The following is a 16,128-nucleotide window of genomic DNA, read 5'->3' as shown; positions in this document are numbered from 1 at the left end:
TTTAATTTTTACGGTTCGTTTTTTTGTCGTTTGATTTTCTTTTGGTATTGTCCGCCTTATCCTGAGCCCTGTCACGGAGTATTTCCCGCATGTGGGTGCTGATGAACAGTTCCACGTCCGCCCTGCGGTAATAGGTCTTGTGGCGGTGCATCCGGTAGGGCAGCAGCCCGTCGCTGCGGTAGCGTTGCAGGGTACGTTTGCTCACGTGGAGCAGCATGCACACGTCTTGGTTGTCCATCGTGTCCTCTTCCAACAAGGCGGTGCCCTGCGGCTTTTCATTCACGTCACCGCGCATGGCGGAGAGCATCTCCTCCTGACGGTCGAGGCGGCTGAACACCTGCCTCATGCAGTCCTCGAAAGTGCGTCTGTCTAAAAACTCCATAGCCGTTCCTCCTTTCATTTCCTGCCCGCCTTTCCGCCCGTGCGGAGCCGGTAGTTGTGTTTCAGTTCCTCCGGTTTCTCCGGTGAAGTCTTGACCGCATTCTCCCGGATGATGCGTTCCACTTCTTCCGGAGGGTAACGGCAGTCGCCCCGGATGATGACATACCCGATGCGCTTCTCGTCGCGCAGCCGTTGCAGCGTGCGGCGGCTGACACAGAGCAGGCGCATCACTTCGCGGCTGTCCAGAAGGCAGGCGGTATCGTTCCGCTGTCCCTCCATGCCTTGCCTCCTCACATGGGAGGCGATTTCCTCGATGCGCCCTACGATGTCCTTGTAGGCGGCGCTTTCCATCGTGATGATTTCCATTTCTCAATCGCTTTAATCGTTAATGAATCAATTTGTCGGGAGCAAAATTCGGCTATTCCAAAGGGGCGGGCACGGTACTTACCCGTAACTTACGTGAGATTTTTATGGATTTTCCACCTTGCAGGGGCTTCAACGGGCATTTTTATCATGGAAAACCGCCAAACGGACATTCCAAGCCGTCTGTTTCCCTCATGTCCTGATGTGGCACAATAAAAAGAGCCACAAGCTGCCACTGTTTCCTTGCCCGGTCGGTTCCGGCCCACGGCTGTGTAACTTTGCGGCAAACCGATAAAATTTTGAAAGAATGGAAATAGTAATCATTGAGAAGACCGCCTTCGATATGCTCCTTGCCGGAGTGAAGGCATTGGAGGACAGGGTGAGGACGCTTGCCGAAAAGGGCGGCGACCGCCGCCTTGCCGAATGGATGGACACGGAGGACGTGTGCCGTATGCTGAGCATAACCCCGAAGACCTTGCAGGCCATGCGCGACAGGCACGGCATTGCATATTCCCAAATCGGACGCAAGTTCTATTACAGGCCGGAGGATGTGGAACGGCTGTTGCCCGTTCCCGAAACGGGACAACCGTCCGTCTGACACTTGAAGTGTGCCACTAAATCCTATGTAAGATGAATGACAATGTATTGACAAAGGACTGCGGCGTACTTGCCGACGCCATGCAGTCCGTCCGGAGAAGCCTGAAAATGGCGGACAGGCTCGCCGACGGATACATCCCACCGATGGGCGGCGAGCGTTACCTCACCGACAGGGACTTGGCGCGAAGGCTGCACGTGAGCCGGCGCACCTTGCAGCAGTACCGCCACGAGGGGATATTGCCCTATTTCCTGTTCGGCGGCAAGACGCTCTACCGCGAGAGCGACATCCAGAAGGTACTGGAACGTAACTACCGCAAGGCATACTGACGCTTGCGGCAAGTAAAAAACATCGGGAGACGGATACCCTCATGCGGGTTGCCGCTCCCGATGTTCATTTCAGGCCGTGCCTGTGCCGTTCAGCAGTATGCCCCATGCGGATGATGCAGGAACAAGACCGTAGGCTCTTTCTTGGAACACGCCACCGTCCGGGCGAGCCATTTGCGGAACAGTGCCGCCTGCCCCGTGTCGAACCGGAACGACAGGGCTATGACCGTTTCCATGCCGTAAATCTCCGTATAACCTTTTGCTTCCTGTAGCCGTATGCGCCGGCATGAACCGCCGTCCGCGATGCCGTCCTTTTTCAGTTTCCTTATGGCGGCTTCCACCGACACGCCGCGCACATAGAACAGGCCTGCGATTTCTCCGGTCGTCATCCACACTTCGGCATCGGGCAGGACTACCGTCTTTTCTTCTATTGTTATGATGCCTCTCGTTTCCATGTTTCTTTTCGTTTTCAGGTTCAACTTCTAAATGGCTTGGCAGATGAACTGTTCCATCGGGGCGAGTTTTTGGGAGAGCTGTTCCATGTCCCGGCTCATCTTCTCAGCTGTGATTTTCGCATAGATCTGGGTCGAACGGATGCTTGTATGCCCCATCAGTTTCGACAGCGTTTCAATGGGTACGCCGTTGGAAAGACATATCGTCGTGGCATACGAATGCCTACTTTGGTGCCAGGTCACGTTTTTGTTTATCCCGCATTGTCTGGCTACCTGTTTGATGCCGTATTTACAGATGTTATAGCATGGGACAGGCAGCAGCTTGCCGTCTTTGGAAACGCCTTTGTATTTGTCGATGATGTGCTTCGCCACGTCCAGCAGGCGGATGTTCGTCGCCACACCGGTCTTCTGGCGGCTTGTCTTTATCCACAGGTGACCGTCGAAAGAGACTTGCAGGTTCTCTTCCGTGAGGTTCGCCATGTCACGCCAGCTCAATCCGGTGAAGCAGCAGAAGATGAAGAGGTCGCGTATCAGTTCATAGTTCTTCCTCTTGAACGTGCAGTTTATCATCTGCGTGATTTCCTCTTTCGTCAGGTAGCCGCGTTTCGTTTCCTCCTTCGTGATGTGGTAGGCATAGAACGGGTCACGCTGCAACCAGCCGTTGTTGATGGCGGTGAAGATGATGCTCCGGAAAGGCATCATGTACGACCACACGGTGTTGGTGCAATGCCCTTTCTCCACGCGGAGGAACAGCTCGAAGTCCGTGATGAAGGCGGGCGCAAGCTCTTTCAGGGCGATGTCCTCCACTTTGTACCGGGTTTTGATGAACTCCGACAGGTGCTTGTAAACCACGCAGTATTTCCAGTAACTGCGTTGGCTCTTCATCTTGCCCACTAATTTGGCGTAGTCCTCGTTGTGCTGCCGGAACACGGCAAGCAGCGTCTTGTGGTTCATGCCCATGCCGAGGTATTCGTTGCGTACCTTCTCCGCCGTGACATAAGTGTCACGGTCGAACACGTCCTGATAGGCCTTGTTCACACCCACGCGGATTTTGTCCAGCATACGGTTGCCTTCCAGAGCCACGTTGCTCCTTCCGGTCAGCCGTCCGGTTTCCACGCTCCACATCTTTTCCTCCACGTCCAGCTTGCAACTGAACTGTGCGATTTTCCCGTTCACCGTGATACGGCACATGACCGGTATCAGCCCGTTCTTCTTCGGTGCGTTGCGCTTGAGGTAAAATAAAATCTTGAATGTCGCTCTACTCATAGTTCCTACTTTTTTATGGTTGCAAAATTACCTTGTGTAGAGCTGTTTGCCTGTATGTAAACCGCAGCAGACCGAAGCAATCGAATCTGCCGCAAGACTTTTTCATCCCGAACCTTGCCAACTGCCTGTATAATTGCAGTTCTTGCCATGTTTTGCCGGGCTTTTCCATTCCGTTACCCGTTCGGATTTCAGGTAACGAGCTGGTAACGCAATTACGGTTCAAGTTGGCTTTTTCCCGGTTTCAGTTGGCACTCACTCAAATCGCCAAAATCCCATAAATCATTAACTTTCAATCATATTTCCGTGATTTGCTCAGTATCTCACTTTTTTGTATTATCTTTGCAGCCGATGAAGAATCTATGTAACATATTGGTACTGATACTTGCTCTTGTGGTTTTTAATCTTGGAGCAGGTGCAGGGGTGGTACATATCTGTTCGGCTTATTGCAAGACGCAGACATGTTCCTCAGTTACGCACAGTCACACTGATATGTCCGGATGCTGTCATCATTCAAATGATGACAGTTCATGTACTTCTGTCTCAGAGGAATGTTCCTGTATAAATGTTCATTATAATATAGATTATTTCTTTAAGGTGTCTCATGAAGATGACGTAGTGTCATTCATTCAGATGCCTTTTGATTTGCCTGAACATGTATCCAATATAATACCTCCGGTTTCTGCCGGACTTTTATTCTCGCAGGCTCCTAATGCTCCCCCTGTATGTAACAGCGGACGGACATTATTGGCTTTTCATTCAGTCTTGATTATTTAGTTTTACACATTTGGTTTTTGTTATGCCAGATGTGCTGTATCTCTTTGCAATCATGTTGCATAAGGGAATAGCTACATTTGCACCATGAAAATGTGTTTAACTAAATATTTTTTTAATGAAATACTTGACTATTTTATTGTCTTTGACCGCTTTACCTATAATGGCGGCCAATACTCTTACGGGTACAGTGAAAGATTCAAACAACGAACCTATACCCGGAGCAAATCTTGTATGGCTGAATTCTTCGCATGGTGGAAGCACCGATATGAATGGAGAATTCACTCTCGAACGTCCTGCCAATGCAGACAAACTTGTTGTAAGTTTTATCGGATATAATACAGACACTATAAGCATTGCATCTTATCAGGAATATATTGATATCGTATTGAACGAAGGTGTACAGCTGGCTGAAGTAAACGTGACCGGCAGAAAGATGGGGTTCCAGAAACTGCGTAGCAGTGTGACAAATGCAGAGCTTATCAATTCTGATGAATTGTGTCGTGCCGCATGCTGTAACCTCGGTGAAAGTTTTGTCACTAATCCCTCTGTCGATGTAAACTATTCGGATGCGGCTACAGGTGCAAAGCAGATCAAGCTTTTGGGACTTTCGGGAACATACGTTCAGATGCTTACAGAGAATATTCCTAACTTCAGAGGAGCTTCGGCACCATACGGTTTGGGATATGTTCCCGGACCATGGATGAACAGTATCCAGGTGAGCAAGGGTACATCGTCTGTAAAGAACGGATACGAAGCTCTTACAGGTCAGATTAATATCGAATTCAAGAAACCTCAGGCTGCTGAGGCAGACTGGTTCTCTGCAAACCTTTTTGCAAGTACTACCAACCGTTATGAGGCAAATGCTGATGCATCAGTGAAACTGTCGGACAAGTGGAGTACAATGCTTTTTGCACATTATGAGAATGAGACAAAGGCGCATGACAGCGATGGAGACGGCTTTGCCGATATCCCTCAGGTGGAACAGTATAACCTGTTCAACAGATGGGCATACATGGGCGAACACTATGTTTTCCAGGCTGGTATCAAGTTTATCAATGAGGAACGTGCAAGCGGACAGGTATCTCATGGCGGACATACATATACCGACCCTTACCGCATAGACATGAATACTGACAGATATGAAGCTTTCATCAAGCAGGCTTATATCTTCAATAAGGAACACAATACCAATCTTGCCCTTATCACTTCTGGTACAATCCACAATATGGATGCGCTTTACGGACGTAAGATATATAATGTAGACCAGCAGAATGCATACGCATCTCTTTTGTTCGAGACAGAATTTACCAGGCAGCACTCTTTGTCGGCAGGCTTGAGTCTGAATTACGACCGTTACGACCAGATATATCTTGATGAAAAGTATGATGGAGTAGCTCCAGGTATTGATAAAGAGGCAGTAACCGGTGCATACGCACAATATACATATATGCCGAGCGATAAGCTTACGGTAATGGCCGGTTTGAGAGCCGATTACAGCGATTTGTATGGCTTCTTTGTAACTCCACGTGCAAATGTGAAATACGCGCCTAACGAATATATCAACTTCCGTGCTTCAGCCGGAAAGGGTTACCGTACCAACCATATTTTTGCCGAAAACAGCTATATGCTTGCCAGCAGCCGTAAAGTGGTTATAGCAGATAATATAGACCAGGAAGAGGCATGGAACTATGGATTGAGTATTGCCACATATATTCCTCTCTTTGGCAAGACTCTTAATCTGAATGCCGAATACTACTATACTGATTTCCAGAACCAGTTGGTCATTGATATGGAATCTGATGCGCATAAGATCTCGTTCGGAAATCTTGACGGACGCTCATACTCACAGGTTTTCCAGATTGAGGCTACATATCCGTTCTTCGAAGGTTTCAACCTTACTGCCGCATGGCGTATGACAGATGTTAAGCAGACTATTAACGGAACACTTTACGAAAAGGCACTTACCGGAAAGTATAAAGGGCTGATTACAGCTTCTTATAAGACTCCTCTCGGTAAATGGCAGTTTGACGGTACGTTGCAGTTGAATGGCGGTGGACGTATGCCTACACCTGAAACGCTTGCCGATGGTACATTGTCATGGAATGAGAGATACAAAGGATTCGAACAGCTGAGCTTCCAGGTGACACGTTTCTTCAGAAACTGGTCAATATATATAGGTGGCGAGAACCTAACAAACTTCAAACAGAAAAATGCCATTATAGGTGCAGACAATCCTTGGGGAGATAACTTTGATGCTTCAATGATTTGGGGACCTATGCACGGCGCGAAAGGATATATAGGAGTGAGATATAATTTACCAAGAAACTAATCTTTAAAACATTTATATTATGAAACGAGTATTATTGTTTACATTCATGGCTGCTTTCATGTGTGCAGCTCAGGTATCTGCTAAAGAACTTCGTAAAATCGTATTCAAGGTTGACCAGATGGAATGTGTTAACTGCGAAAACAAGGTAAAGAAGAATATACCTTTCGAGAAAGGTGTAAAGAAGATGGAAACAGACCTCAAGAACCGTACAGTAACTGTAACTTACGATGCAGAGAAAACTAATATTCAGAAACTGAAAGAAGGATTTGCCAAGTTCAAATACGAAGCAAAGGTTATCAGTGATGTAGAAGTAAAATAAGTAAAGATTTTACATATTGATTTTTATAGCAGGGTACAGGTGATTTGTGCCCTGCTTTTTTATGTCTGTTTCGGTTTATCAACTGTTTGGATACTATTTAGCAGCTGTTTATTTATTGTTTAAACAGAACTTAAACAGTAAATAAACAGCCGCTAAATATATATTCAGGCAGATTGCAGATTATAAAATCTGCTTGGTCTCGTTAGCCTTGAGGTTAATCTTGACAGATTTATTATTGAAATATACACGAGTCTTGCCGCCTTTTCTTGACGTGAAGCTCAAGGATGTCACTTTACCGTCCTTCCAGCTCATATCTATGACGAAGCTGCCACGGGCACAGATACCCTTGACGCTTCCGTCTTTCCATTGCTCTGGAAGAGCGGGCAATAATGTAATCTCTTCTTCCGACGATTGCATAAGCATTTCTATAACTCCTGCGCATCCGCCGAAATTACCGTCTATCTGGAATGGAGAATGCGCGTCAAGAAGGTTAGGATAAGTTCCCCCTCCACGTCGTGCATCTTTCCCTTTATATCCGTCTGGTGTTACCAGCTTGAGCAGTCGTCTGTAGATGTGATATGCATTATTGCTGTCCTTAAGACGTGCATAGAGGTTTACTCGCCATCCTGTGCTCCATCCTGTAGTGTTGTCACCTTTTATCTCAAGTGTTTTGGCACAAGCCTTTGCCAGGTCAGGTGTTTCATCTGTTGATATATGATGTCCCGGATAAAGTCCGAACAGATGTGACTGATGGCGATGCTGTGGATCCTCGTCTTCCCAGTCGTGGAACCATTCCTGAAGGTTACCTTTTTTACCGATCTTGTATGGAGAAAGACGTGAAATTGTAGTTTTGGCTTTCTTGCGGAAATCCTTGTCTGTATTCAGAACTTCTGCAGCTTTAATCGCGTCGATAAGACATTCGCGTGTAATAGCCAGGTCTGCAGTACAGCCGTATGATGTGGCACCTATATATCCGTCCGGTGTGACAAACTTGTTCTCCGGAGATGTTCCCGGTGATGTGATAAGTTTGCCGTCTTTCTCTATAAGCCAGTTCATGCAGAATTCTGCCGCTCCCTTCAGTACAGGATAATATTTTCTGAGCATCTCAATATCTTTTGTGAATACATAGTGTTCCCAGATATGAGTTGAGAGCCATGCTCCACCCATTGTCCAGCATGCCCATGACGGATCTCCTACGTTTAGTCCTACAGGACAAGTCATAGCCCATATATCAGTATTCTGTCCCAGACACCATCCTTTATCAACACCATAATATGCTTTGGCTGTTTCCTTGCCTGTGTGGCTCAGGTTGGCTATAAAGTCCATCAATGGGCGGTGCATCTCACTGAGGTTGGCTGTTTCAGCAGCCCAATAATTTTCTTCCACGTTAATGTTGCTTGTATAGTTGCAACTCCATGGTGGAAGCAGTTTTTCGTTCCATAATCCCTGAAGGTTTGCAGGAACCCCCGGAGTGCGCGAGCATGATATTAACAAGTATCTGCCAAACTGGAAATACAAAGCCTCCAGTTCGGGATTGCTCTCAGTGTTGTCTGTATATCTGCGTAGCTGTTCGTCTGTAGGCAGAGTTGCTATTTCCGGAGCTGTCTCTCCGAGTGACAGTTCAACGCGGTCGAAGAAATATCTGTAGTCGTTTATATGACTGCTTTTTAAAGTCTCATAAGTCTTTGCAGAGGCTAATTCTATGCGGTTCTTAGCTATATTGCGATAGTCTTTACCTTCTTTTACAGGATCTTTGTCGAAACCGTTGAAGCTTGTCGCATTTGCTATCAGGATACGAACCTCGCTTGCCGATTCAATTTTCAGTTCGCCTGACGGGTAGCTTTTCACATTACCGTTGTCTGCTATAACTTTTATTATTGTGCGGAAATGAATTCCACGTTCAGGGTCGTATAAGTGTTTTTCTTTTATGTCGTCGTAATACGAAGGATAAGAATGATATGCTGCATATCCTTCAGATGAAATCTCGTTTCCTGCTGCCGATGTGGCATGTGGTAGCTGTGAATCAAATGAAATAACAGCTTTTATTCCTTCCGGCTTTTCAGACTTTAGGTTTATGACAATCACCGAGTCTGGAGCTGAGGCAAAATACTCGCAAGAGAATGGCTTGTTGTCTCTCAGATATTTTGTTTGCGCAATTGCATTACTTATGTCGAGCGAACGGCTGTAATCAGATATTCTGGCTGATGTGTCCAGATATGATATTGTGACTTGGCCTAATGGCTGATAATTCTCGCTGTAATGTCCCTGTACTTTGCGTTGTTCGATGTCTGCGTTACGATAGTCTTCCTTATCAAGCATTTCCCGTATTTTAGGGATAGCCTTATATGCGTCAGGAGTCGTGACTTCTCTGTCCGGTTCGCCTGTCCATAATGTCAGGTCGTTAAGGGAGATTACATCACGTGTCGTTCCTCCGTATACTATGGCTCCCATTGTTCCATTGCCTATAACCAGTGTCTCTTCAAAATATTCTGCAGGACGGTCATAGTTTAACTTAAGATCCTTGTTCCTTTCTTCTGCCCATGTAGTTAGCGAACTTAAAAACATATACATTAATATAAATGTATGAATGCAATTATTAGTGTTACGCTTCATAATAGATTAAATTTTATTTTTATGATAATGATAAACGATGCATCAATACACTTTCAGATTGTCAGTTCAGATATTTATCCGATTTATAAAAATAGTCCGATACCCTTAGGTACCGGACTGGTTATGTTATTTTTATAACAAAATATTATACATATTCCTGCCAGCTCTTTATCTGGATATCTTTCTCATCCATTGAGCAGAATGCTTCGATAAATGCCTTTGCAAGACGTGCGTTTGTGATAAGCGGAATATTGTGGTCTATCGCACCGCGACGTATACGGTAGCCGTTTGTAAGTTCACGTTTTGTGTGGTTCTTAGGAATGTTCACAATCAGGTCGAACTTATGTTCGGCTATCATCTTTATCACATTGTTTTCTGCGTCAGGGCGTTCGTCCGGCCAGAAAACCGGAGTTGTAGGTATTCCGTGTGAGTTGAGGAATGTAGCGGTACCAGCTGTAGCGTATAGCTTGTAACCTTTCTTGCTGAGAGCATGGCTGGCATCAAGCAAGTCAACCTTGGATTTGGTAGCTCCTGAAGAAACAAGGATACCCTTCTTCGGAATCTTATAACCTGTTGCTATCATAGCATTAAGCAATGCTTCGTTGAAGTCATCGCCCAAACAGCCTACCTCACCAGTAGATGACATGTCAACTCCCAATACAGGGTCGGCATTCTGCAAACGTGCAAATGAGAACTGAGAAGCCTTGACACCAATGCGGTCTATGTCGAATGCAGATTTGTCAGGCTGTGTATAAGGAGCATCCAGCATGATGCGTGTAGCTGTTTCGATGAAGTTTCTCTTCAGAACCTTTGATACGAATGGGAAACTTCTTGAAGCACGAAGGTTACATTCGATAACCTTAACCTCATTTTTGCGTGCAAGGAACTGGATATTGAAAGGACCTGATATGTTAAGTTCTTTAGCGATGCGGCGGCTGATTTTCTTTATCAGACGTGCTGTAGAGAAATAAATCTGTTGTGCTGGGAATACCAATGTAGCGTCACCTGAGTGTACACCTGCATATTCCACATGTTCAGAGATTGCATATTCCACAACCTCTCCGTTTTGTGCCACTGCGTCGAACTCTATTTCCTTGGTTTCCTGCATGAACTGTGATACTACAACCGGATATTCCTTAGATACCTCACTTGCCATCTGCAGGAATCTTGTAAGTTCTTCTTCGTCGTAGCATACGTTCATGGCTGCACCACTCAATACGTATGAAGGACGTACAAGAACCGGATAACCTACCTTCTGTACAAATGCTTTTACATCGTCAAGACTTGTAAGTTCCTGCCAAGCCGGCTGGTCGATACCAAGCTGGTCGAGCATTGCGGAGAATTTGTTTCTGTTTTCAGCACGGTCGATTGATACAGGTGATGTTCCGAGGATAGGCACTGACTGACGGTAAAGCTTCATTGCCAGGTTGTTAGGAATCTGTCCACCCACTGAAACGATAACTCCACGAGGCTGTTCAAGGTCGATTACGTCAAGTACACGTTCGAATGAAAGCTCGTCGAAATACAGACGGTCGCACATGTCGTAGTCTGTTGATACTGTTTCAGGGTTGTAGTTGATCATTATAGACTTATAGCCTAACTTGCGTGCAGTCTGTATGGCATTTACAGAACACCAGTCGAACTCTACAGAAGAACCGATTCTGTATGCACCCGAACCGAGAACCACAACCGATTTTTCATTCTTGTAATAGTTCACATCGTAACCTTCCACGGCGTATGTCATATACAGATAGTTAGTCAGTTCAGGATGTTCTGAAGCAACCGTATTGATACGTTTAACAGCCGGAAGGATACCAAGCTTCTTACGGTATTCGCGTACTGCAAGATTTTCTTTCTCCATGTTTCCGCTTGTAGGCTTAAGTACGAAGCGTGCAATCTGGAAGTCTGAGAAACCGAGAACCTTAGCCTCACGAAGAACTTCGGCCGGCAGTTCTTCAAGAGAGTTATATGTCTGGAGTTTAGCCTTGTAATCAACAATATTTTTCAGTTTGCCGATAAACCATGGGTCAATCTTGGTAAGGTCGTATATACGTTCTATGCTGTATCCTTCTTCAAGAGCCTGGGCAATGGCGAAGATGCGCAAGTCTGTCGGGTTGGCAAGTTCGTCGTCCAGGTTTTCGAACTTAGTATGGTCGTTGCCTACGAAACCGTGCATACCCTGACCAATCATACGGAGACCTTTCTGGATGATTTCCTCGAAAGTACGTCCTATAGACATGATTTCTCCTACAGACTTCATGCTTGAGCCGATACGTCTTGAAACTCCTACGAACTTAGTCAAATCCCAGCGAGGGATCTTGCAGATAAGATAGTCAAGTTCAGGTGCCTTGTAAGCTGAGTTTGGAGTACCCATTTCTCCAATTTCGTCGAGTGTATATCCCAAACCGATTTTGGCTGCTACGAAAGCAAGAGGATAACCTGTAGCCTTTGAGGCAAGGGCAGATGAACGGCTCAGACGAGCGTTAACCTCGATTACACGATAGTCGTTTGTCTCGGCATTGAAAGCATACTGGATGTTACATTCACCCACGATACCGAGATGACGGATGCATTTCTTCGACAAATCCTGAAGCATTGCAACCTGTTCGTCGGTAAGAGAGCATGTTGGAGCCACAACGATTGATTCACCGGTATGTATTCCTAATGGGTCGAAGTTTTCCATGCTTGCTACAGTGAAACAGTGGTCGTTAGCGTCACGGATAACTTCAAACTCGATTTCTTTCCATCCTTTCAGTGATTCTTCCACCAAAATCTGAGGTGAGAATGTGAATGCACTTTCTGCCAGTTCGATAAATTTTTCTTCGTTAGGGCATATGCCGCTACCCAAACCTCCAAGTGCGTATGCCGAACGGATCATTACCGGATAACCTATTCTGCGTGCAGCATCAAGGGCATCTTTCATGTTTTCTACTGCCTGGCTTATAGGAGTCTTCATCTCTATCTCGTTAAGTTTCTTTACGAAGAGGTCACGGTCCTCAGTGTACATGATGGCTTCGACTGATGTACCAAGCACGCTTACTCCATATTCCTTGAGAATACCTTGTTGATAAAGTTCGGTACCGCAGTTCAATGCAGTCTGTCCGCCAAATGCAAGAAGAATACCGTCCGGTCTTTCTTTCTTTATAATTTCAGTAACGAAGTGTGTATTTACAGGCAGGAAATATACTCTGTCGGCTATACCTTCGGATGTCTGGATTGTAGCGATGTTTGGGTTGATAAGAACAGACTTGATTCCTTCCTCGCGCAGGGCTTTGAGGGCTTGTGAACCTGAATAGTCAAACTCACCAGCCTGACCTATTTTCAGTGCTCCTGAACCAAGGACAAGTACTTTTTTAAATTTCTGTTTCATAAGATGTTGTTTTTATTTAAGGTTGTTTATGTTTTTCAATTCAGTGTGTTTTACAATATATGCAAAGAAAACAATTATTTCGAAGAAAACAAAGTATTTGTCAGCCTTTAAACAATTCATCCATCAGTTGGATGAACAATATTTCGCTGAAATTGGATTTTAAAGGTTTGACTGGCTAATATATGTGCCGGACATACCAATAAAAAAAGCTTGCTCTATGTGTAAGGGCAAGCTTTTATTCAGGTTTTAAAGAATTTTCAAATCAGAATTACCGTAACGCTGCGGGCTCCGTGTGCTCCCATAACAAGCGCTTGTTCGATATCAGCTGTTTTTGAAGGCCCTGAGATAAATACGCCATAGCCATATTCGCCTGTATCGATTTGCTTATAAGCCTCGTGCATGTTATTTACCAGATTGTTCCTGTCGAGTATAATTACAAGCGCTTCGGATATAAAATATACGGCACGTTGTTCCACATCTTGTGTCAACCATACAGCTCCATTCTCACAGACTCCTATATGTCCTTCTACAATTGCCACATCAGTACCATCCAGGTCTCCCGGTTTCTCTACATCGTCCGGATGAAAAGTGCTGCAAGTAATAGGCTGTATTGTATTTCCTGTCTTTATTTCCTTTATTGTTGAAGCAATGCGTTTGGCTTCAGGATATGCAGCCTTTATCACGTCATTGACATTTTCCTTATCTTTCAGTATTACAGCTTGTCCTCCTACCTGTTTTAAAATCTCACAGAACTTCGAAAGTTTATCTTCGTACGTAAGAGCTTCATGTTCCAAATTGGATAAATCGGGTTTCTCATAACGCACTCTGGTATTGAGGCGTATATTTTGTAATATGTCTTCTCTGCTACTCATACTCATTTCACTTTATTCTTTTTCCACATTTCGTTGAAGCTCTCTTTGGCAAATTCAGGTATTTCACGTTCTTTACCCCAATCATTCAAGTCGTTGTATATCATGCCTCGAGGCAATGAGTTTACAATAGGAGCATTTTTTAAAGCGAAATTGAATAATGCGGGACGCGACATAAGGAATTTCATACCACCTGACATCAGTTTCTTGGAAGAGCTGGCTACCCCCAGTGTATGCAGTTGTTGTCTCCAGTGATAGATCTGATCTGCCAGATCTACCTTTGCAGGACACACGTTCTGACATGAATGACACAAAGAACATGCCGATACGTTATCATAGTAGTGAAGAGGTGATTTCAGCATGCCCAGATTGATACCTATAGGACCGGGGATAAAGTAAGTATATGAGTAACCTCCAGAACGACGATAGACCGGACAGGTATTCATACATGCTCCACAGCGAAGACAGTTCAAGGCTTTGATATGTTCCTTATCGGCCAAGATACGGCTTCGGCCATTATCTACAATGATGATATGCAACTCTCCTCCCTTGCGAGGTTTCCGATAATGAGATGTATAGGTCGTAATAGGCTGTCCGGTACCAGAACGGGCAAGCAGACGGGTAAATACTCCCAGTGCATCACGGTCCGGTACAATTTTCTCCATACCGAACGCTGTTATCTGAAGTTTTGGCTGTGATGTTCCCATATCGGCATTACCTTCGTTTGTACAAACGATGCATTCTCCGGTTGAAGCAACAGCAAAATTTGCACCTGTCATAGCTGCTTCGGCTTCGATAAACTTACGGCGCAGGTTTTTACGTGCAGCATGGGTAAGATAAGTCTGATCATTATTCCCAGGTTCTGTCCCCATCTCACGTACAAATAACTCTCCTATCTCTTCTTTCTTTATATGGATGGCGGGCATTACAATATGACTGGGACGCTGGTGCATAAGCTGAAGAATACGTTCTCCCAAATCGCTTTCAACTACATCTATACCTTTCTTCTCCAGAAATTCATTCAGTCCACATTCCTCAGCAAGCATTGATTTGCTTTTGATAAAATGCTTCACCTGATGTCCTTTCAATATATTATAGACAATGGAACAATACTCATCGGCATCTTTCGCCCAATAGACATGGGCACCGTTGGCCAAGGCATTTTTTTCAAATTCCAACAGTAACTTCTCCAAATGACTGTTGCTATACATCTTTATAGCAGATGCCATATCACGCAGATGTTCCCATTCGGGAACTTCTTTACTCACTTTATCACGCTTGGCACGAACCATCCACAATGTTTCATCGTGCCATGCTGCCAGTTCTTTATTCTCCAAAAACTTTCCGGCAGCTTTTGAATGTTTCGTACTCATAGTCCTGCAGCTAATATTTGAACAATATGAATTGTCTTTATAGGAAGTTTCTCACGGGAGATAATACCGTTCTGATGCATCAGACAAGAGCCATCAGCTCCTACAATATATTCGGCTCCCGTAGCCATGTGACGTTTTACTTTATCACGCCCCATTTGCCCTGATACATCGTGCTCTTCTACGGCAAACATACCGCCAAAACCACAACACTCGTCCGGACGTTCCGGTTCTACAATTGTGATATCCTTTACCAACGACAGCAAATCGCGCAGCTTATTATAATAAGGTATGTTCAATTCGCTTGGAGAAGAAAGTTTCATCAGACGTACCCCATGACAACTGTTCTGAATGCTTACTTTATGAGGGAATGAAGCCTGAAGGGAAGACGGTTTCACTACATCGTGAATAAACTCGCAGATATCATATATCTTGCCTTCGCTGGCACAACGATGTTTTTCTCCTTCCAGCAGATTACCATAATGATCGCGCACAAATACTACACAACTGGCAGAAGGGCCGACTATATAATCATAGCTTTCAAATAATCTATCGAATCTCTTGGCTAATTCCTTCGATTCGTTTTCGAACCCTGCATTCGCCATAGGCTGTCCGCAGCAGGTCTGGTCTAACGGATAGTCAACATCTACCCCCAAGCTTTTAAGAAGCTTATACGAAGCAACTCCAACTTCGGGATAAACAGCATTGATATAACAGGGAATAAATAATCCTACTTTCATCTTTTTGTCTATTTTGTTTCTGTAAAACAAAGGTATGTGTTATTATCGAATAAACAAGAAAATAAAAATAAAAAAAGTTACAGAAATATGCGGTTATTAAGAAAAAAGTAAGCTGTTTAGGTCACATCTGTTATAAATGGCACTTCATTTAAGGCGCTATAAAATCGCATGTCATCATATTTTATTTATGATACCCATGAGGTAAATATTGTATCATGAATAATGATAAATATATGTAGATTCCAAAACGAAGTGCAACGTTTTGGTCTTTAAAAGTAGTAGATTCAAGGAGGAAAGTGTTAACTTTGCCTCGTGGATCAAAGAGGAGGCGAGCTCTGCTGAGGAGCAACTCGACCAAGCA

14 protein-coding genes are annotated in these 16,128 nt (G+C 44.7%); 5 read left to right on the top strand and 9 right to left on the bottom strand.

Annotated features, from left to right (window positions below):
* Window position 1: 1 nt before the first annotated feature.
* Window positions 2–400: a helix-turn-helix domain-containing protein gene (locus I6E24_RS06685; RefSeq protein ID WP_235327270.1), complete on the bottom strand. Its 399-nt coding sequence runs from the start codon at window positions 398–400 to the stop codon at window positions 2–4.
* Window positions 397–747 carry a helix-turn-helix domain-containing protein gene (locus tag I6E24_RS06680; RefSeq protein WP_087405767.1) on the bottom strand — a complete coding sequence of 117 codons (351 nt, stop codon included), beginning with the start codon at window positions 745–747 and terminating at the stop codon, window positions 397–399. The genes I6E24_RS06685 and I6E24_RS06680 overlap by 4 nt, the downstream gene beginning before the upstream one ends.
* 304 nt (window positions 748–1,051) lie before the next feature.
* Here I6E24_RS06680 and I6E24_RS06675 point away from each other — a divergent pair, with 304 nt between their 5' ends.
* On the top strand, window positions 1,052–1,342 hold the full coding sequence (locus I6E24_RS06675) for a helix-turn-helix domain-containing protein (RefSeq protein ID WP_087247925.1): 291 nt from the start codon (window positions 1,052–1,054) through the stop codon (window positions 1,340–1,342).
* 32 nt (window positions 1,343–1,374) lie between these two features.
* The gene (locus I6E24_RS06670; protein ID WP_032570631.1) at window positions 1,375–1,668 is read left to right on the top strand and encodes a helix-turn-helix domain-containing protein; all 294 of its coding nucleotides are present in this window, start codon (window positions 1,375–1,377) and stop codon (window positions 1,666–1,668) included.
* Between the two features lie 89 nt (window positions 1,669–1,757).
* On the opposite strand, the gene I6E24_RS06665 is transcribed toward I6E24_RS06670, so the two are convergent.
* Window positions 1,758–2,120 carry a hypothetical protein gene (locus tag I6E24_RS06665; protein ID WP_087247920.1) on the bottom strand — a complete coding sequence of 121 codons (363 nt, stop codon included), beginning with the start codon at window positions 2,118–2,120 and terminating at the stop codon, window positions 1,758–1,760.
* A gap of 27 nt (window positions 2,121–2,147) precedes the next feature.
* A complete protein-coding gene (locus I6E24_RS06660; RefSeq protein ID WP_087405768.1) occupies window positions 2,148–3,383 on the bottom strand; it encodes a site-specific integrase in 1,236 nt (411 codons plus the stop codon).
* A gap of 348 nt (window positions 3,384–3,731) precedes the next feature.
* Between I6E24_RS06660 and I6E24_RS06655 the strand changes: the two genes are divergently transcribed.
* The 3 genes from I6E24_RS06655 to I6E24_RS06645 all read left to right on the top strand — a co-directional run bounded on the left by I6E24_RS06655 (window position 3,732) and on the right by I6E24_RS06645 (window position 6,805).
* Window positions 3,732–4,157: a hypothetical protein gene (locus tag I6E24_RS06655; RefSeq protein ID WP_235327267.1), complete on the top strand. Its 426-nt coding sequence runs from the start codon at window positions 3,732–3,734 to the stop codon at window positions 4,155–4,157.
* Window positions 4,158–4,272: 115 nt separating this feature from the next.
* Complete coding sequence (locus tag I6E24_RS06650; RefSeq protein ID WP_235327265.1) at window positions 4,273–6,486, top strand: TonB-dependent receptor plug domain-containing protein; 2,214 nt, start codon at window positions 4,273–4,275, stop codon at window positions 6,484–6,486.
* A gap of 19 nt (window positions 6,487–6,505) precedes the next feature.
* Window positions 6,506–6,805: a heavy-metal-associated domain-containing protein gene (locus tag I6E24_RS06645; RefSeq protein ID WP_235327263.1), complete on the top strand. Its 300-nt coding sequence runs from the start codon at window positions 6,506–6,508 to the stop codon at window positions 6,803–6,805.
* A gap of 180 nt (window positions 6,806–6,985) precedes the next feature.
* On the opposite strand, the gene I6E24_RS06640 is transcribed toward I6E24_RS06645, so the two are convergent.
* The 5 genes from I6E24_RS06640 to I6E24_RS06620 all read right to left on the bottom strand — a co-directional run bounded on the left by I6E24_RS06640 (window position 6,986) and on the right by I6E24_RS06620 (window position 15,767).
* Window positions 6,986–9,370 (bottom strand): glycosyl hydrolase family 95 catalytic domain-containing protein, encoded by a 2,385-nt coding sequence (locus I6E24_RS06640; protein WP_235327261.1) that lies wholly within the window; start codon window positions 9,368–9,370, stop codon window positions 6,986–6,988.
* Window positions 9,371–9,563: 193 nt separating this feature from the next.
* On the bottom strand, window positions 9,564–12,788 hold the full coding sequence (gene carB, locus I6E24_RS06635) for a carbamoyl-phosphate synthase (glutamine-hydrolyzing) large subunit (RefSeq protein ID WP_235327259.1): 3,225 nt from the start codon (window positions 12,786–12,788) through the stop codon (window positions 9,564–9,566).
* Between the two features lie 257 nt (window positions 12,789–13,045).
* Window positions 13,046–13,660 (bottom strand): LutC/YkgG family protein, encoded by a 615-nt coding sequence (locus I6E24_RS06630; RefSeq protein ID WP_204401675.1) that lies wholly within the window; start codon window positions 13,658–13,660, stop codon window positions 13,046–13,048.
* Between the two features lie 2 nt (window positions 13,661–13,662).
* Entirely contained in the window at window positions 13,663–15,030 is a 1,368-nt protein-coding gene (locus I6E24_RS06625) for a lactate utilization protein B (RefSeq protein ID WP_235327257.1), read from the bottom strand.
* A complete protein-coding gene (locus tag I6E24_RS06620; protein WP_235327255.1) occupies window positions 15,027–15,767 on the bottom strand; it encodes a (Fe-S)-binding protein in 741 nt (246 codons plus the stop codon). Before I6E24_RS06620 ends, I6E24_RS06625 begins: the two co-directional genes overlap by 4 nt.
* Window positions 15,768–16,128: the final 361 nt, after the last annotated feature.

It is taken from the genome of Bacteroides caecigallinarum, assembly GCF_021530995.1.
Classification (GTDB): Bacteria; Bacteroidota; Bacteroidia; order Bacteroidales; family Bacteroidaceae; genus Phocaeicola; species Phocaeicola faecigallinarum.
The sequence above is the reverse complement of the archived record's forward strand: the minus strand, read 5'-3'. Positions and strand labels throughout refer to the sequence as shown.